Source organism: Aridibaculum aurantiacum, from assembly GCF_017355875.1.
Lineage (GTDB): Bacteria > Bacteroidota > Bacteroidia > Chitinophagales > Chitinophagaceae > Segetibacter > Segetibacter aurantiacus.
On the sequence record NZ_JAFEWC010000001.1, the window covers coordinates 2,364,614 to 2,383,684 of the forward strand.

A 19,071-nucleotide genomic window follows, 5' to 3' on the forward strand; every position below is an offset into this window, starting at 1 on the left:
TGGTGTGACACATGGTGAAGAGCACTTCACTGATTTAGCATTCTTCTATGATGGCTTCTTTTACAAAAGATTTTCTTAGATGAAATCATTAAGTATTTTACCGCCTAGTAAAATAAAGCCAATGAAAAAAAATCTCACCCTATTAGGCATTACCTGTATCACTATGGCCACATCAACCTCAGCCCAAATTAAATACCCGGAAACCCGCAAGGTTGACCAATCCGATGTTTATTTTGGAACCACAGTAGCGGATCCTTATCGTTGGTTGGAAGACGACAACAGCGCCCAGACGAAGCAATGGGTGGAAGAACAAAACCGCGTTACCAATGAATATCTTGCTTCCATTCCATATAGGGATAATGTAAAAGCACGATTGGAAAAATTATGGAACTATCCAAAGTATGGTGCACCCTATAAAAAAGGCAAGTACTACTACTTTAGTAAAAATGATGGTTTACAAAATCAAAGCATCGTTTACCGCCAGGTTGGGCTCAATGGAAACCCTGAAGTTTTCCTGGATCCTAATAAACTATCATCTGATGGTACAGCGGCATTAGGCGGACTTGCTTTTTCGAAGAATAATAAATACACAGCCTACACTGTGGCGCAAAGCGGAAGTGATTGGCAGCAGATACATATACTGGATGCAGAAACCAAAAAAGCCTTACCCGAAGTTCTGCAGTTTGTAAAGTTTTCAGGTATAGCATGGAAGGGTGATGAGGGTTTTTATTATAGCCGTTACCCGGAGCCAGATGAGAAGAGCAAACTAAGCGGGAAGAATGAATTTCACAAAGTGTATTATCACAAAGTAGGTACACCACAATCGCAGGATGAACTGGTGTATGAAGACAAGGATCACCCGCTACGCAATGTATTTGCTAGCACTACCGATGACGACAGGTTCTTGATAGTAGGTACTACGCAAGGAACCAGTGGCAGGCAACTTTGGGTAAAAGATCTGAAAGCTGGTCAAAAAGAATTTAGCTTGCTGGTAGAAGGATTTTCCACAGAACCATCTGTAGTTGACAATGTGGGTGATAAGTTACTGCTGCAAACCAATGATGGTGCTCCTAATTATAAAGTAGTATTGGTAGATCCAAAAAATCCTGCTAAGGCAAACTGGAAGACGGTTATTCCTGAGCAAAAAGAAGTTTTGCAAGGATTGGGAACAGGCGGAGGCTTCCTTTACGCCAGCTATTTAAAAGATGCTTCCACCAAAGTGTATCAATATGCTTATGATGGCAAAATGGTTAGAGAGATAAAACTTCCTGGCATTGGTACAGCAGGTGGTTTTGGTGGCGAAAAATCTGATAAAGAATTCTTCTACAGCTTCTCATCTTTTGCATATCCACCTTCAATTTTCAGGTACGATATCACTACCGGTGCATCAACATTATATAAGAAAGCAGAAGTGAATTTCAATCCTGAAGATTATGTGACGAAACAATTGTTCTTTACAAGTAAGGATGGTGCTAAGGTGCCAATGTTTGTTACACACAAAAAAAGCATCACACTTGATGGTAACAACCCTGTGATGTTGTATGGATACGGAGGCTTCAATGTACCAGTTACTCCTGGTTTCAGTGTCTCTAATCTTTTCTTCATGGAACAAGGTGGTGTATATGCTGTAGTAACACTAAGAGGTGGTAACGAATACGGTGAAGAATGGCACAAAGCAGGTATGCTATTGAATAAGCAAAACGTTTTTAATGATTTTATTGGCGCAGCCGAACACCTGGTAAATAGCAAGTATACCAACCCGGGTAAGATAGCTATACGTGGTGGTAGTAATGGAGGTTTGCTGGTAGGCGCCGCCATGACACAACGCCCTGAACTTTTCAAAGTAGCCATTCCGCAGGTAGGTGTTATGGATATGCTACGCTACCATCGCTTTACCATTGGTTGGGCTTGGGCAGTAGAATATGGAAATGCAGACAGCAGTGAAACGCATTTCAAGAACCTGTATGGTTACTCTCCGCTACACAACCTGCGTGAAGGTGTACAATATCCTGCAACATTGGTAACAACTGCTGATCACGATGATAGGGTAGTACCTGCTCATAGTTTTAAATTTGCTGCTAGATTGCAGGAAGCTCATCGTGGTGCAAACCCTGCGCTTATCCGCATAGAAACTAAAGCAGGACATGGTGCAGGTAAACCAACCAGTAAACAAATAGAAGAGGCTACAGATATCTGGAGCTTTGTAATGCATAACCTGGGGATGAAATACTCAGAACCTAAATAAGTACATACACAAACATTTCATGCAGCCACTTGTATCCAAGTGGCTGTTTTATTTTTACGCTATGAAGAAGATTATGATAACAGGCGCCAACGGTTTTCTGGGGCAGCACCTGTGCAGGCATTTTATAGATAAAGGCGATAAAGTATTAGCAACAGGCAAAGGAAGCAGCAGGCTCGGCGCAATAGATGTTGAATATGCAGAACTAGATATCACCAATGAAGGTGCTGTAAAAACATATTTGCAAAAGCATGCACCCGGTGTAGTGATACATACGGCGGCTATGAGCAAACCAGATGGATGTGAAAACCACCGCCAACAATGCTGGGAGGTGAATGTTACAGCCACAAAGAACCTGGCTACACATACACAAGGACATTTCATTTTTACTTCAACTGATTTTGTTTTTGGAGAAAATGGGCCACATGCAGAAGAGGATGAAACCGGGCCTCTCAATTATTATGGACGAAGTAAACTGGAAGCTGAACAACAGGTGGTGGCTAATAGTAAGATGTATAGCATAGTAAGGCCGGTATTTATTTATGGTGCTGCATGGGACGGGCTGCGAGGAAGTTTTGTGCAATGGGTAAAACAAAACCTGGAGCAAGGCAAAAAGATAAAAGTAGTAAGTGACCAACTACGTACACCAACCTATGTAGGTGATATCTGCAAAGGGATCAGCACCATGATAGATAAACCTGCTACTGGCATATTTCATCTTGCAGGCAAAGATGTTCTATCGCCTTATGATATGGCTATTGCTACTGCACGTGTTCTTAAACTTGATGAAAGCCTTATTGAGAAAGTTACTGCTGATACTTTTCCTGAGCCTGTAAAACGAGCGAAGCGTTCAGGACTAAAAATAGATAAAGCGATTACTGAACTTAATTACCAACCTGTAAGTTTTGAAGAAGGAGTGAGACTAACGTTTCATAATTAGTAGTATTATCCAAGAACCTTTCGAAGCTCCTTTTCTATTCTACTACATGAAACAAGAAATGGTTTCTTAGTTATACGCATCTGCAATTCATTTCCTATCACATGGTAAGAACCTGCAACTGTACCCATAGGAGATTTGATCATGATCTCACCTTGTGTATCGTCACCATTAAAAGTGCCACCATGCCTTTGTATCTGTTGGCGCGCTCTTCCTATCAAAACCGAAGGAGAACTTGAAAGGGAAATGTTGAAACTGCACATAAGATATAATTAGAAGTTATAACTGCCGATAATAATGCTACCGGCAGTTATAAAAGAATTATACCTATACCAGCCCGCGTATCAGCTGCTTCAACTTAGCTGCCAGCACATGTAAGGATGCATTAGTATTTTGCAAATGAGCAATTGAGCACAATGTATTATTCAACTGTTGGTCGTTGTGCTTTTTATTCAAGGTAACCATCAATGTGCCTATGTTGAAATCATTACCAGATAGTACCACTGTTTCAGCACCTATTTCTAATAAAAGTTGTTCGCATGTAGCCGAAACGACATTTACCTTTTCATAAGAAGGAATAGAAACCGGTTGGCCTTGAAGATAACCTTGCAGTGTAGAGGCTACGTGCAACTGGTTATCTTTTACTACAAAGTCTGTAATGGTAATTGTTGCATTTGTAAAAGTTCCCGAAACATCTGTAACGGGAATGTTTTTGAATGGATGCTTCGTTTGTGCAAATGACACAGAATGCATCAGAACCAGGCATAGGCCTGACACTGCAAGAGTAATGGCTTTCATAGAATGTTATTAATTTTTAAAATGTCTGGCTCAGACCAGATGAGAAAGCCATAGTTTAACAACATTCAAAATATACTTCCTAAATAAAGCCACAACAGGTGCTTGAGTAGTTTCTCTTCCAGCAAACTACTTAAGGATATACCGCAGGCCAATACCACCAAATTGCGGTTGAAGTCCTGCACCCAGCACACTAAAGCCCGGTTGCCAATCTAGGCTAATGTTTAATGGCACTTTTGGTATTTTATAATCCAAACCTAGGACACCATCAATGCCTAAATCTATCCTCGAATTATAAGCCACCTGAGCACTCTTGCGCCAGAAGCCAATATGCGCGCCTGGTCCCACATACCATGCAAGGCCCGGTACACCATCAAATTGAAAGAAATGAAATTGGTAAAGGGCTGCAAGTCTTACACCTTCGTTAAAATACATTGCTTGAGCTTCCAGTGCATTTGTACCTGTTACAAAGGTTTTATAACTAACTGCGACACCTGCAGATACTTTCAAACCTACTGCTGAATTATATTGAGAACCACCCTCTTGTTGAGCATAACATGCACCGCTAAAAAGAAGTGCAATAACAGCAAGATATTTTTTCATAAGAAGAATAATTAGTTTTTGCGGTTATGTATAGCACCAAAGGTTCGTGTGAATTGCAGAAACGAAAGGTTAAAATTGGGGAGGCGGAATAGATGTTATTACCTTTGCCGCTCTTTATGAAAACACGTACGCTCAAGAAGGATAAAGTAAACATCATTACGCTTGGTTGCAGCAAGAATATGGTAGATAGTGAAGTGCTAAGTGGCCAGCTGCTTGCCAATGATTTTGACGTGGTTCACGAAAGCGCGAAGCGTGATCATAATATAGTTATTGTGAACACTTGTGGTTTCATTGATAAAGCAAAAGCAGAAAGTATCAATACCATTCTTGACCAGGTGGAATTGAAGCGCCGCGGCAAGCTTGACAAAGTTTATGTTACAGGCTGCCTGAGTGAGCGCTACAAAAACAACCTGGAAGAAGAAATCCCTGAAGTAGATGCATTCTTCGGAACCATGGAAATGCCCCGGATCTTAAAAACGCTGGAAGCTGATTATAAAGCAGAGCTTGTAGGCGAAAGATTATTAAGCACACCATCGCACTATGCTTACCTGAAGATTAGTGAAGGATGTAATCGTACCTGTTCGTTTTGTGCCATTCCACTGATGCGCGGGCAACATATCAGTAAGCCGATAGAGCAACTGGTAGCTGAAGCCGAAGGTTTGGTAAGACGCGGTGTAAAAGAAATAATGGTTATAGCGCAAGAGTTAACCTACTACGGGCTTGATATCTATAAAAAGCGTGAACTACCAAGATTGCTACATGCACTGGCCGATGTAAAAGGTTTGGAATGGATCCGTTTGCACTATGCTTATCCAAGTAAGTTTCCAATGGAGATTTTGGATGTGATGAAGGAGCGCAGCAATATCTGTAACTACTTAGACATGCCGCTTCAGCACGCAAGTAATCATATGCTGAAAGCCATGAAGCGCCAGATAACGCGTGAAGAAATGACTGATCTTATTCATAAAATAAGAGAAACGGTTCCTGGCATTTGTTTACGAACTACACTGATTACTGGCTTTCCTGGCGAGACGCAGGATGACGTGAACGAAGTAAAAGAATTTTTACAAGAACATCGTTTTGATAGGGTAGGTGTATTTACTTATAGCCACGAAGAGAATACATCTGCTTATGAATTTGCAGATACTCTTTCTGATGAAGAGAAAGAAGCACGTGCACAAGAGATCATGGAAGTACAGCAGGAGATAAGCCTTGAGAAAAACCAGGAGAAGGTTGGTAAGGTTTTCAAAGTGATTGTTGACAAAAGAGAGGCCGGACGATACCTTGCGAGAACTGAATTTGATAGTGTAGAAGTAGATAATGAAGTAGTCATCAATACTAACAAAAGGTTACGCATTGGAGAGTTTGTAAACGTGAAGATCACCAAAGCATATGATTACGACCTGGAAGGAGAGGTGGTTTAAAACATCCATTTTGACCAGTTACAAATACTTATAAATAAAAGCCGGTACTGCTTAGGCAATACCGGCTTTTTAATTTTATTATCTGCTGATCAACCCAGCTATCAGTTCTTTACAACTTTTACCAGCTTCCTGTCTTTGCCTTGTTTAGCTTCTATAAAATAAACACCAGGTTTATAAGCTCTTCCCAGGTAAATATTTTTACCAGCCCCAGCTTTTGTTGTTTCTACCATTCTGCCTGATAGATCCATCACTTTTACATGTAGTGGTTCAGTGCTTGTTGATTGAACAGAAAGAACAAATTCGTCTCCTGTTGGATTCGGAAAAGCTTTAACCATAAAGTTCTTTTGCCTGAGAACAGTTGAGGTATCACAACCTTCTAATTCAAGCACTGCAATGGTCTGCCTGTAATAAATCGCTGCATCTAAAACGCATGTTGGTGAAGTGGCCGAAGAAAGAGAATAAATGGAGGAAGCGTGCACCAGCTTCAGCGTATCTGCGTCCTGCACCTGGTGTATTCTTGTGGCACAGAATGAAAAGGATGGATCTGTTGGTTGCAGCCATTTTACCTGCAATGCACCTGCACAATCATTATAATGTACAAACCAACTAAGCCCGGCCTGGTCAGGCGTATGTTGTATAGTATATCTCAGGCATTCGGTTGGAACGGGTGAAGCCGCATATTCTACTTTATTTGCGTTGCTACAGTCTTTTGGCTGGAAGTAACTAAGCTTGTGTTCAAATGGTCCTGCGGTTGACCGGAAGCTGATTGTACAATTACCCAATTTAGCACGATATGCTGCACCTGTTGGTGCTACTATCATTCCTGCATACGATACATACTGTGGTGTGAGCGTGTAAAACAGACCATTAAGATTGGAAGCAAGATGTGGGCATTGAGAACTATTGATCATATATCCTGCCTGTACAGCATCATTCACCAACGATTGCACAGTGATATTATCTGCTGACGAAATATTCAACCGGGAACTTGCAAGCAGGTAATTAAAAAGTGGCTTGATGCAATTACAGAAACTAGAGTCGGATGGAACAACTGAATTGTAACTACGACTGCCAAATGCGTTTTCTTCTTTTGCTTTATTCCATGCAAAGCAGTTTGTACTTACAAGCAATGCCAGAATGATAAAAGATCTCATAGTTGGTGGTTTATATATCAATCGCACAACGTGGATGATATGTTTGTTGCTTACGCTTCATAAGAACGAAAGCTTCACCTGCAAATTGTCCATTTATAGAAATTTGAAAATGATAATTCTCACAATCCCAGCTGATTATGGTTAATAAAAAAAATGACCGCCGTTTGAGGCAGTCATTTATCATTTTGAAATGATAGAAATTTAGTTCTTATCCAACTCAACAGATAGCTTTAGTTTATCCATTGTTTGCAGGTACTGCTGGTATCTCTCAATTACATCACCTGGTTGATTTACATCATTGATGAAAAGCTTACCATCATTCCATTCCACTTTCACATTATCACCTGTCACCAATCCATCTTTTTTTATGGCAGCAATTAAATCATCAGCTCCTTTATTTATTTCTATATGAGCTGCATCTGATTTCTTATCAATGATCACTTCTACTTTGCTTGAATGTCTTTCTTCCGCAGAAGTACGTGTACCATGTATTGAAGCCAGTGTAGGTGCAATAACCAGTGAAACAATAGACATCAATTTGATAAGGATGTTCATAGATGGTCCTGATGTGTCTTTGAATGGATCACCAACAGTATCACCTGTTACAGATGCTTTGTGTGGATCTGATTTCTTGTAAAACATTTCGCCATTGATCTCTACACCGCTTTCAAAACTCTTCTTAGCATTATCCCATGCGCCTCCTGCATTGTTCTGGAACATACCCATCAGTACACCACTAACCGTTGCTCCTGCAAGGAAACCACCCAGTGCTTCAGGGCCAAAAATGAAACCGATGATCAGTGGAGAAACAATGGTAATAGCACCAGGTAACATCATCTTTTTAATAGATGCTTCAGTAGATATAGCCACACATTTATCATATTCCGGCTTGCCTGTACCTTCCATTATTCCAGGTATAGTACGGAACTGGCGACGCACTTCTTCAACCATTGCCATAGCTGCTTCACCAACAGCGCGTATAGCAAGAGATGAGAAAATGAATGGTATCATTCCACCAACAAAAAGACATGCAAGAACATCTGCTTTATAAATATCAATACCCGAAATTCCAGAGATACCTACGAAGGCAGCGAATAAAGCCAATGCAGTAAGGGCTGCAGAAGCAATGGCAAATCCTTTACCAGTAGCAGCAGTAGTATTACCAACAGCATCAAGAATATCTGTTTTCTCACGCACATCTTTAGGTAGCTCACTCATTTCAGCTATACCACCAGCGTTGTCGGCAATTGGTCCAAAAGCATCAATAGCCAGCTGCATAGCTGTAGTAGCCATCATACCAGCAGCAGCAATAGCTACTCCATATAAACCAGCAAATTGGTAGCTTCCGTAGATACCACCAGCCAAAACAAGTATTGGCAAAAAGGTACTTTCCATACCCACAGCCAAACCACCAATCACGTTGGTAGCATGTCCTGTTGCCGATTGGCGGATGATACTTTTTACCGGGCGTTTACCCATTGCTGTATAGTATTCGGTAATGATGCTCATAAGCGTACCTACTACCAATCCTACTACAATGGCACCAAAAACAGCCATAGGAGAGAAAGTATAGTCGCGCAGGATCATGGTATCAGGTAAAATCCATACAGTAAGGAAATAAGCAGCAATAGCGGTAAGTACTATAGAACCCCAGTTACCCATATTCAAAGCGCGCTGTACAGCTTCAGTACCTACGCCTACTTTATCGCTAATGCGAACAAACCAGGTTCCTACTATAGAAAATAAAATTCCTACACCTGCTATCATCATCGGCAGCAGGATTGGAGCCATATCACCAAACTCATTCAAAGAACCATTAGGAATGATAGTCTCACGTCCCAGTACCATGGTAGCAAGAACTGTTGCAACATAAGAACCGAAAAGGTCAGCACCCATACCTGCAACGTCACCCACATTATCCCCTACGTTATCCGCAATGGTTGCCGGGTTACGCGGATCATCTTCAGGAATACCTGCTTCTACTTTACCTACCAGGTCAGCGCCTACGTCGGCAGCTTTTGTATAAATACCACCACCCACACGTGCAAACAATGCAATACTTTCTGCACCTAATGAAAAACCGGTTAGCACCTCGATAGTACGTTCCATTTCTAAACTATTCACGCCACTCTCAGGAGCAAATATTGCTTTTAGAAGGATGAATAAACCACCAAGACCAAGTACTGCTAAGCCAGCTACTCCAAGACCCATTACAGAACCTCCGGTAAATGAAACAGCCAAAGCTTTGCTTAAACTGGTACGTGCAGAATGTGCTGTACGAGCATTCGCTTTTGTTGCGATGCGCATACCGATATATCCTGCTAAAGCACTAAAAACAGCGCCTGCCACAAATGATATGGAAATACTCCAGTGGCTGCTTGGATTGCTATAACCCATAACACCCAACAATAAACCAGCAATAACAACAAAATAAGTGAGGATCTTATATTCAGCACGTAAGAAGGCCATTGCACCTTCTTGTATATAATGAGCGATTTCCTTCATCCTCTCCGTACCTGCTTCCTGTTTACTTACCCATTTAAACTTCACCAGGGTGTATAGAAGCCCTATGATACCCATTGCCGGAACGGCATAAATCAAATAGTTCATAAGCAATTCTCGTTTTTTCTCTTGTATGTTTTAATGTGGCCAAAAATAGGTGTAAAACAAACACATTAACACTTTCTTATAAAACGGGGAAAAGAAACTTATAAGAGAAAAGAGAGTTGTTTTTTGTAAAGCAATATGTTGAGGAAGTGCTACTTACAAAACAGCAACTTTTATTACTATTTCTAAATGAAGGATAGCGATACTAGAAGAGGGATCAATAGATGGAGTATAGGTTGTCGGAGGAAGTAACCTGCGCTTTTACCTTCTTTAATTCTGCATAACGCTTCATGGTAAGCACGAGCTTCTTCAATGGATTTTTTTCACGTTTGATAAGCCTGCTAAATTTTAGATGAACAAGCTTGCTGATCGCTTTTACTTCATCATGATGCCCTTGTTGAATGGTGGGCTGTTCCAAAGTTTGATAGGCAGGCTTGTTTACAATCATATTCTACATTTACCAGAGGTGTAAAGAATTATGGTACATAATGAAGTTAACAACTTTTGCCTGTACTCCGCCTGCTGATGAAGATTAAAATTGCAGGTGCGATCACTTTAGAATAGTTCTTATTTAGGAAAAGTAGAATTACTGTAGCACTGACTCTTTTTCTTTCAACTAAGAAAGCGATCTTATCTTTTTATAAGCTTCACCTAAGAACCTTACTATATCACCTGCTATAAGCGCTTCTTCTGATAATTGCTTTGCTGCTAGATCACCTGACAAACCATGAAGATAAACTCCTAAAACAGCTGCATTCGCCGGTGTATAGCCTTGTGCTAAAAGTGCAGTGATGATACCTGTTAATACATCACCACTGCCGCCAGTAGCCATCCCGGGGTTACCTGTACTATTGAAAATTATTGGTTGATCAGCTTGCGCAATGGCCGTTCTATGTCCTTTCAAAATGATGATCACGCCTAACTCTTCCGCCTTCTTTTTAGCCAATACTAAACGTTCATAATCATTTGAACATTTTCCGAAAAGGCGTTCAAATTCTTTTGGATGTGGCGTAAGTATAGACTGTTGAGGAAGTGATTGTAAGAGATCGTTTCGCTGCGCCAATATGTTCAATGCATCTGCATCCAGAACAAGTGGAGTAGTGGCTTTTTCTAAAAGTAACTCTACCAGTTTAACAGCTTTAGCTGATGTACCCAAACCCGGTCCTATGCAGATACTATTGTACTTAGAAAAATCAACCATTTCATTTCGCATTGCCACCATTGCCTCAGGCACTGCCACCTGCATAATAGGAAGATGTTGTTCATCCAGTAAAGCAGTTACCAAACCTGCACCCGCACGTAAGCATGCTTTAGTGGTTAATAATGCAGCGCCCATTTTTCCTGTTTCACCCGCTATTACAAGGCAATGCCCGTAGGTGCCTTTATGCGAAAAACGTTTGCGTGGCTTATATATTTCTTTTATGAAAGCAGGCTCTACAAGGTGATAATGCGCTTCTTCATTCTTAAAAAATGCCGGATGCAGACCAATAGGCAACACATGAAGCTCGCCGAAAAACTGCTCATTTTCTGGCAATAGAAAACAAAGCTTTGGCACCTGGAAAGTGAGTGTATAATCAGCAACTATAACAGGGTGGGGTATGGTAGAATAGTCTGCAAACATTCCACTTGGCAGATCAATAGAAACAACCCGTGCGCCGGAAGAATTGATGTGTTGCACCAACTGTGCTGAAAGATCCTGCAAAGGCCTGTTAAGGCCTGAGCCGTACAATGCATCTATAACCAAATCATTATTTGATATCTCCGGGAAAAAACTGGGCTCCTGTATGAAGTGAAGCTTTACAGGCAACGCGTGTAACCTGCGAAGGTTGTTTTGGAAATCTGCTGTTCCAACAGTTCCAAATTCAAGGATATATACTTCAGCTTGCAATTTTCGCTCTGCCAACTGTGCTGCTATAGCAAGGCCATCGCCGCCATTGTTGCCTTTACCACAAAAGATCTTAATTGGTTGATCTGTAGGTGCATGCTGGATAATCCAGTTGGTACATTGCAAGGATGCGCGTTCCATCAAAGCCCAGGAGCTGATGGGTTCATTGTCTATAGTGTACTGTTCCCATTCCCTGATTTGATTGGCTGAAAATATCTTCATTGGCCTCAGTTATTGGATAAAGATAACCCGGCACTACATCTTAAATGAGTTAAGCAGAAAAGTATAATTCACTTATTCCACCATGTTCTCATCATCCGCCTGGTTGTTGAAGATTGCGCCAAACTTTTGCCCACTATAAATTGCGCGGTTGAATTTATTTCCAACAATGATGATGGTAACGGTATCGTGAATCATGCGCGTAAAGCTACTGTTGTTGCCATGCCACCAACCATTGTGGTAAACGATCTTTTTGTTGTTGGGCATTAGTACCAAACGCCATCCCATACCATAATTGTGAGAACCTGGTTTTTCAAAGCTTGTAGGTTGTATGGCCTCATCAAGTGTAGCTTCCGTTACAAATTTGTTGGAGTAAAGAGCATCATCCCATAGCAACAGGTCACGCGGAGTAGTGTAAACATTTTTATCACCATAGATGCAGTCCATACTTTCTATGCGTGCAGGCGAATTATCCCAATTGAAACTAGGTACATAATCTGCCGTATCTTTTATAGAGAATACAAAAGTGTTTTGCATGCCAAGCGGAGTAAAAACATTGTTCTTCATATACTCAGGAAAAGGCTGACCTGTTACTTTTTCTACCACCAGTGCCAGTAATGCATAATTCGTATTGCAGTATTGAAATCCGCGATCAGGCTTATTGTACGGCTGCGGCTTCTTTTCTACCAGGAAACGAAGCATATCATGATTGGTTGCAAAATTCTTCTTCCAATGCGGCTCTTTAGGCATCAGGTAAGCGTAGTTTGGCAAGCCACTTCTATGGTTCAGCAACATCTGTACTGTGATGCCTTTATATGGAAAGTCAGGAAAAAAAACCTGAAGTGAATCGTCTAGTTTCAATCTATTCTCTTCCCACAGTTTCATTATAGCCATACCTGTAAATGTCTTCGAAACAGATGCTACGTGAAAAGGTGTATTGGGTGTTATTGTATCCTTGGTTACCAGGTTGAAGTAGCCTCTATAATCTTCCAGTAAAACCTGGCCATTCTTTGCCACTATTATTCCTCCATTGAAGCCTCTTTTTAGTAGGAGGGAATCATACATGCGTTGTACAGATTCGGAGTATTTAGCCTTTTGCTCGTCTGATAGTTTGTTATATAAAGCAACCGTTTGATGGGGTTGGTTTCTCTGCGCGTTTTTTTCGTTCTTCTGTTTGCAGCCAAAAAGTAAAGCAGCAATCAATATATATATAGGATACTTCAAATCAATTTTATTTTCGGCTGAAATTATTGGAATCATGCAGGTTAACATTGTAGAAACTTCCTCTGTGGAATCATTTTCTATGCCATGAAAATGAAACGAAGTTTTCCACATCAAGAAAATGAAATACTTCTACTTGTAATGGCCGGTAATAAAGAAGCAGAAACGGTGATCAGAATAAATTAAAAAAGACTATCAAAACAAATCTTCAAGTCGTTGTTGTTAAACCGCCACTTTCACGCAATCTATCCAGAACTTACCAAGCTTCCCCATTTTATCACACCATTCTTCCAGTGTGTTGGGTTTGTTTACAAAACAACTTGCACCCAATTCATAAGCCTTGTCTATATCTCGTTGGGCTTTAGATGTAGAAAAAATTATAACAGGTATACGACAGAGTTGAGTGTCGGCTTTCAATTCTCTTAATGCTTCAAGGCCGGTTTTGCGAGGCATATTAAGGTCGAGTAAAATCAACTGTGGCAGTTGATCTCTTTCGTGCTGAAGAACAAGTTTTTTCAGGTGCTCCAATAGCAGTTGCCCATCCTGTACATCATTTACATCAATAGGAAATTCATTCTCTACAAAACATTCCTTTGTTAGTTGAATGTCATCAGCATCATCATCTGCAATAAGGATTCGAAAGGGGGTTTCCATGGTTTTTCTGTGTATAGATATCTAAAACTTGGAAAAGAAAATTCTCTCAGGGAAGATAGTAATGGATGCAGCAAAGATAACCTTTGGAATCTTTCGGCGCAACTAGCTTTTAATTTAATTCATACTTTCGCCCGGTTTCCAAACTGCTTTATAAATGAACAACTCCACAACAAGCTATCCGAAAGAGAAGATCAACATTTTGCTTCTTGAAAATATAAGTGATAAAGCAGCAGAAGTATTTACAAACAATGGCTATACCAATGTAAAAAGGCTTTCCGGAGCATTAAGCGAAGATGAACTGGTGAAAGCAATTAAGGATGTTCACTTAATAGGTATAAGAAGTAAAACACGCATCACTGAAAGAGTACTGGATGCCGCAAAAAAACTACAGGCAGTAGGATGCTTTTGTATTGGTGTAAACCAGGTAGATCTGAAAGCTGCAACCAAACATGGTGTAGCAGTTTTCAATGCACCTTACAGCAATACACGAAGTGTGGCCGAATTAGTAATTGGTGCGGCTATAATGCTGATAAGACGAATACCAGATAAGAATAAAGCAGCCCATGAAGGAATTTGGCTGAAAGAAGCAAAAGGCTCCTTTGAATTGAGGGGGAAAACGATAGGTATTGTTGGGTATGGAAATATAGGAAGCCAGTTAAGCGTGATGGCAGAATCACTTGGTATGAAGGTTATCTTTTATGATGTAGAAACAAAGATGCCGCTTGGAAATGCTGTAGATCAAAAATCGTTGAAAGACCTCGTTTCGCAGGCTGATATCATCTCACTGCATGTACCTGAAAATGTAACTACCAATCATCTTATCAATAAGAACATTCTGAAGCGCGTGAAAAAAGGCACCATTATTATCAACTATGCAAGGGGAGGAGTTATAGATCTTGATGCGCTTCGTAAAGCTATAGAAGAAGGACAGGTAGGCGGAGCTGCAGTGGATGTTTTTCCTGTAGAGCCTGAAAAAAATGGCGACAGGTTTGAAAGCCCGCTCCAGGGACTGTCAAATGTTTTACTTACTCCTCATATTGGTGGAAGCACTGAAGAAGCGCAGCAAAATATTGGAGAAGATGTAAGTAATAAAATGTTTCATTTCTTGGAAAAAGGTATTACAAATGGCTCGCATACTGTACCTGTACTTAGTTTGCCACCACAGGAAGGTGCTCACCGCATTTTACATATTCATAATAACGTTCCGGGTGTACTTGGCGAAATCAATACAACGCTTTCAAAAAACAACATCAATATCGTTGGGCAATACCTAAAGACAAATGATGAGATTGGCTACGTTGTGCTGGATGTAGATAAGAAGCTGTCTGCCCATGCAAATCAACTTTTGAAGGATGTAAAAGAGACCATCAAAGTCAGGTTGCTTTATTAGAAAGATTGGCTGCGACGAGGACCACAGCAGCCTACTTCAATTTTATCTTAAACTACTGGTACTAACATTTGCACATACTATTGGTACCCGTAGTATAACTTCTTTATACCTGAGCTTTTTCGTGATCTAGTTTTTCAACAATTAGATTCGGCTCAGTCTACCAATTCTCACCGTCTTCTCTGCCATTGATATTTTATTTTCCTCGTATTCGTTTACATGAAGCTTTTTATCTTCATAAAGCTTTTGTATTCAGCTAAATAAACCGGCATAACAATACCTACTACTGCCAAATGTAGTGGCAAGGCCTTTGCATCTTTACCATATTCTTACAACCACATGCACACATTTGTGCATGACACATTAATAGTAGACAGATGAAAATTGTAATTATAGGAGCTGGTTTTGCCGGCCTCAAACTAGCAAGGAGCCTCAACAACAAACCAGGATTCGAAGTTCTATTACTGGAAAAATTCAACTACCACCAATTTCAGCCATTGTTTTACCAGGTGGCTACGGCAGGACTTGATGCCAGTAACATTTCTTTCCCCCTGCGTAAAGCATTTCAAAGAAGTAAGAATGTGCGCATACGGATGGCCAAGGTTGAAGAAATAAAAACCCATGAGCAGGTAGTTGTAACAAATATTGGAGAATTTGAATATGATAGAGTAGTGATTGCTTCCGGAGCTGATACCAACTGGTTTGGAAACCAAAAGTTGATTGACAATGCTTATGGTATGAAGTCTACGGTGGAGGCATTACAGATACGCCATAAGTTGCTCCAGAATTTTGAAGATGTAGTAAAATCGACAGACCCGCTGGAGAGAAAGCGGCTAATGAATATAGTGGTTGTTGGCGGTGGTCCAACAGGAGTGGAGATGGCAGGTGCCATTGCAGAAATGAGAAAATATGTGCTGCCACGCGACTACCCGGAAATTGATTTCGCAGATATGAATATTTTCTTGCTGGAAGGCGGTCCGAAAACGCTGGGTCCAATGAGCGAGAAATCAAGTGAACAGTCGCAGCGATATTTGGAAAGACTGGGCGTCATTGTAAGAACAAACACCATTCTTAAAGATTATGATGGAGACACCGCCATACTTAGTACGGGTGATACAATAGAAACATCTACAGTGATTTGGGCAGCGGGTGTACGTGGAAACGTGCCTAAAGGCATTGATCCAAGTTTAGTAGTTCGCGGCAACCGAATAAAAGTAGACCGCTTCAATAAAGTTTTAGGCACAGAAAATATATATGCTTTGGGTGACGTCGCTTATATGGAAACGCCTAAATATCCAACAGGTCATCCACAGGTAGCGAATGTTGCCATCAATCAAGCGAAAAACCTTGCTAACAACCTCAGGTGGGAAGAAATGAAAAGCTCAAAGAACCTGAAGGAATTTGAATACCATGATAAAGGTAGTATGGCAACGGTCGGCCGCAACCTGGCTGTTGTTGACATTCCGCGACCTAAACTTCATTTCGGTGGGTTCTTTGCGTGGCTTATCTGGATGGGTCTTCACCTGGTGCTTATACTGGGGGTAAAAAACAGGTTGGTTGTCTTCATTAACTGGGTGTACAATTACATTACTTACGACCAAAGCCTCAGGTTGATATTTAATGAGTTTTGTCGTCCGCGTAAAAAGACAGAACAAGAAGAACCCCAGCAGAAACATACTTTGGAAACAGCCCGGTAAAACAACGCACGTAGTTTATGATAATAAAAAAGAACCTCCATGTATTTGGTTCTGCTGGCCGGGTTATGTTAACGGATGTCTTTTTAGTGCCTGATCAAACAGCTAAACCAATAATCATCTACGCACATGGTTTCAATGGCTTTAAAGACTGGGGAAATTTTGATGTTGTAGCAAAACAATTTGCAGAGGCTGGATTTGTGTTTGTAAAATTCAACTTTTCCCATAACGGGACTACCATTGATAAGCCGGAAGATTTTGAAGACCTGGAGGCGTTTAGCCAAAACAATTACACTAAAGAACTGAACGACCTGAAGATGGTCATTGATTGGGTGCAGGAAACCAATGAAATTCCTACTAATGAAGCCAATACTGGAGCGATATATTTGATTGGCCATAGCCGTGGCGGCGGAGTTACCATTTTAAAAGCAGCCGAAGACAGCCGCGTAAAAAAACTTGTAACCTGGGCGTCCGTGATAGAATGTAAAACTCCATGGGGAAAATGGCCTGACGAACGTTTAGAAGCCTGGAAAGAAAATGAATTGGAATATTACCCTAATAGCCGAACCGGTCAACAAATGCCGCTGCATTACCAGCTGTACAAAGATTATGAAATGAATAAGCTCAGGCTAAATATTCAACAAGCAATCGTGTCGCTTAATATTCCAGTTTTACTAATTCATGGTACAGCTGATGAAGCTGTACCAATTGAAGCCGGAAAAATGTTGAAGCACTGGCAGCCAACAGCTAAATTTTTAGAAATAGATACGGATCATGTTTTTGGTCGTAGTCACCCGGCTGCAAATGATGATTTGCCTGAAGCAATGAAGCAAGTGGTCAATGCAAGCATCAGTTTCTTGAAGTGATTTTTCCTATAATTAATATTATGTTAAGTAGCCTTTATGAAAGAAAAGCCGCTTAATCAGCGGCTTTCTCTTCTATTAATACTTTGTATCGTAGAACTTCAATTTCTTATCGAACTTGTCGTAAGCTGCATCATTACCTTTTGAACGCTCTCTTTTATATTCATATAAAGAAGCAAGGAATTTAGCAGATGTTTTCTGGCTATTGGTTTCTATCCTGTCTTTGTTTTCTTTAGCATTCAGTACACGGTAAGATCTCTCCAACCAGTCGATGCTCTTATCAGCAGCGGCATCAGCATGTTTATCAGCTTGTGCTCTTTTTGCTTTGATATCGGCTGTTGTACCTTTTATGTTACGTGCTTTGTCAGCTGCATCTTCCCACAAAGAATAAGTGGTAACTCCAACATTATAAATAGCTAGTGCATTGGTGCTATCTTTTTCTGCAGACTTAGTGAAAGCCTCTATTGACTTTTGCAGGTATTTAATTTTGTCAGCATCATTCAGGTCACGAATCTTTTTATCGCTCACAAAAAAGTTACCGTAATCGAATAGTTGCTGTGCGCTAAGGCTGTTGTTAGCTAGTTCTGTATCGAATTGTTTAGCTACATCTTCCAGAGATAATGTTCCGGTTTTGTATTCGAATTCCAGGTCAGCCCAATATGGCTTTTCAGGATACATTTCTTTACTTATCGCCAGGTATTTGTTGAAATCAGCGTCTTGCTTTTGAGCAGAAAAATAGTTAGGAAGGAAAACATAGATATGCTCATAATCTTGTCCTTTCACTTTTCTGTCAGCCAATTCCTTATAGTACCTGATTGCCTGGTCTTCTTTCTTTGCATTTTGTGCAGCGATACCTGCAAACAAGTAAGCCGTTGTATCAAACTGGGTGTTTGTCCACTTCCTTTTGATCATCAGGTCACTTACATCAGCAAGGTGACGGAAATTTTCAAAAGCTTGGTCCCATGTTTTAGAATTGTAATTTTTTACACCTTCGTCAAAGAATGAACGGTAGATGTCATTCAATCCTACAAAACCAGCTTCTGCAAGCTTCTTGTTTTCAGGATCCAATTCAAGGTAACGGTTCAATGCAGTGAATGCTTCTTTACTTGCATTAGGATATTTGGCCCTCATTGCTTCGTTACCAGCTAGCATTCCATAAACCTGAGTCTTTAGCATCCATGCTTCTGCATTAGATTGACCTTTGGGATCAGCTACAAGTTTATCTACTTCAGTCTTTGCATCTTCCAATTTTTCAGGAGCAGCACCTGGTAACTGACTTAGGGTTACTGCAGTCTTCGCTTTCTTCAGATCCTGTGCTACTAAGCCTGTAAAAGCAAAAAATAACAGTGCAACGGCAAGCGTTATTTTTTTCATATTAGAGTGTGT

The 19,071-nt window shown here is 40.6% G+C and carries 16 protein-coding genes; 6 read left to right on the forward strand and 10 right to left on the reverse strand.

Annotated features, from left to right (window positions below):
* Nucleotides 1–121: 121 nt before the first annotated feature.
* A complete protein-coding gene (locus J4N22_RS09905) occupies nucleotides 122–2,245 on the forward strand; it encodes a prolyl oligopeptidase family serine peptidase (RefSeq protein WP_207493837.1) in 2,124 nt (707 codons plus the stop codon).
* Nucleotides 2,246–2,306: 61 nt separating this feature from the next.
* On the forward strand, nucleotides 2,307–3,182 hold the full coding sequence (locus J4N22_RS09910; protein WP_207493838.1) for an SDR family oxidoreductase: 876 nt from the start codon (nucleotides 2,307–2,309) through the stop codon (nucleotides 3,180–3,182).
* A 5-nt stretch (nucleotides 3,183–3,187) separates the two neighbouring features.
* Here the strand turns inward: J4N22_RS09910 and J4N22_RS09915 are convergent, their stop codons facing one another.
* From J4N22_RS09915 to J4N22_RS09925, 3 genes are all read right to left on the reverse strand, one after another.
* Nucleotides 3,188–3,442 (reverse strand): hypothetical protein, encoded by a 255-nt coding sequence (locus tag J4N22_RS09915; RefSeq protein WP_207493839.1) that lies wholly within the window; start codon nucleotides 3,440–3,442, stop codon nucleotides 3,188–3,190.
* 64 nt (nucleotides 3,443–3,506) lie between these two features.
* Nucleotides 3,507–3,977 carry a hypothetical protein gene (locus J4N22_RS09920; protein ID WP_207493840.1) on the reverse strand — a complete coding sequence of 157 codons (471 nt, stop codon included), beginning with the start codon at nucleotides 3,975–3,977 and terminating at the stop codon, nucleotides 3,507–3,509.
* A gap of 126 nt (nucleotides 3,978–4,103) precedes the next feature.
* The gene (locus tag J4N22_RS09925) at nucleotides 4,104–4,577 is read right to left on the reverse strand and encodes a hypothetical protein (protein WP_207493841.1); all 474 of its coding nucleotides are present in this window, start codon (nucleotides 4,575–4,577) and stop codon (nucleotides 4,104–4,106) included.
* Between the two features lie 116 nt (nucleotides 4,578–4,693).
* Here J4N22_RS09925 and rimO point away from each other — a divergent pair, with 116 nt between their 5' ends.
* Nucleotides 4,694–6,001 carry a 30S ribosomal protein S12 methylthiotransferase RimO gene (rimO, locus tag J4N22_RS09930; RefSeq protein ID WP_207493842.1) on the forward strand — a complete coding sequence of 436 codons (1,308 nt, stop codon included), beginning with the start codon at nucleotides 4,694–4,696 and terminating at the stop codon, nucleotides 5,999–6,001.
* 101 nt (nucleotides 6,002–6,102) lie between these two features.
* Here rimO and J4N22_RS09935 read toward each other — a convergent pair whose 3' ends face one another.
* The 6 genes from J4N22_RS09935 to J4N22_RS09960 form a co-directional block, all read right to left on the reverse strand.
* On the reverse strand, nucleotides 6,103–7,155 hold the full coding sequence (locus tag J4N22_RS09935; RefSeq protein WP_207493843.1) for a T9SS type A sorting domain-containing protein: 1,053 nt from the start codon (nucleotides 7,153–7,155) through the stop codon (nucleotides 6,103–6,105).
* A gap of 201 nt (nucleotides 7,156–7,356) precedes the next feature.
* Nucleotides 7,357–9,765 (reverse strand): sodium-translocating pyrophosphatase, encoded by a 2,409-nt coding sequence (locus J4N22_RS09940; RefSeq protein WP_207493844.1) that lies wholly within the window; start codon nucleotides 9,763–9,765, stop codon nucleotides 7,357–7,359.
* 214 nt (nucleotides 9,766–9,979) lie between these two features.
* Entirely contained in the window at nucleotides 9,980–10,210 is a 231-nt protein-coding gene (locus J4N22_RS09945; protein ID WP_207493845.1) for a hypothetical protein, read from the reverse strand.
* A 168-nt stretch (nucleotides 10,211–10,378) separates the two neighbouring features.
* On the reverse strand, nucleotides 10,379–11,869 hold the full coding sequence (locus tag J4N22_RS09950) for an NAD(P)H-hydrate dehydratase (RefSeq protein ID WP_207493846.1): 1,491 nt from the start codon (nucleotides 11,867–11,869) through the stop codon (nucleotides 10,379–10,381).
* 72 nt (nucleotides 11,870–11,941) lie between these two features.
* Complete coding sequence (locus J4N22_RS09955; RefSeq protein WP_242692117.1) at nucleotides 11,942–12,931, reverse strand: serine hydrolase domain-containing protein; 990 nt, start codon at nucleotides 12,929–12,931, stop codon at nucleotides 11,942–11,944.
* Nucleotides 12,932–13,309: 378 nt separating this feature from the next.
* Nucleotides 13,310–13,741: a response regulator gene (locus tag J4N22_RS09960; protein ID WP_207493848.1), complete on the reverse strand. Its 432-nt coding sequence runs from the start codon at nucleotides 13,739–13,741 to the stop codon at nucleotides 13,310–13,312.
* Nucleotides 13,742–13,895: 154 nt separating this feature from the next.
* Here J4N22_RS09960 and serA point away from each other — a divergent pair, with 154 nt between their 5' ends.
* The 3 genes from serA (at nucleotide 13,896) to J4N22_RS09975 (ending at nucleotide 17,688) form a co-directional block, all read left to right on the forward strand.
* On the forward strand, nucleotides 13,896–15,131 hold the full coding sequence (gene serA / locus J4N22_RS09965) for a phosphoglycerate dehydrogenase (protein ID WP_207493849.1): 1,236 nt from the start codon (nucleotides 13,896–13,898) through the stop codon (nucleotides 15,129–15,131).
* A 374-nt stretch (nucleotides 15,132–15,505) separates the two neighbouring features.
* A complete protein-coding gene (locus J4N22_RS09970) occupies nucleotides 15,506–16,825 on the forward strand; it encodes an NAD(P)/FAD-dependent oxidoreductase (protein ID WP_207493850.1) in 1,320 nt (439 codons plus the stop codon).
* 17 nt (nucleotides 16,826–16,842) lie between these two features.
* A complete protein-coding gene (locus J4N22_RS09975) occupies nucleotides 16,843–17,688 on the forward strand; it encodes an alpha/beta hydrolase family protein (RefSeq protein WP_207493851.1) in 846 nt (281 codons plus the stop codon).
* 75 nt (nucleotides 17,689–17,763) lie between these two features.
* On the opposite strand, the gene J4N22_RS09980 is transcribed toward J4N22_RS09975, so the two are convergent.
* On the reverse strand, nucleotides 17,764–19,059 hold the full coding sequence (locus J4N22_RS09980) for a hypothetical protein (protein WP_207493852.1): 1,296 nt from the start codon (nucleotides 19,057–19,059) through the stop codon (nucleotides 17,764–17,766).
* Nucleotides 19,060–19,071: the final 12 nt, after the last annotated feature.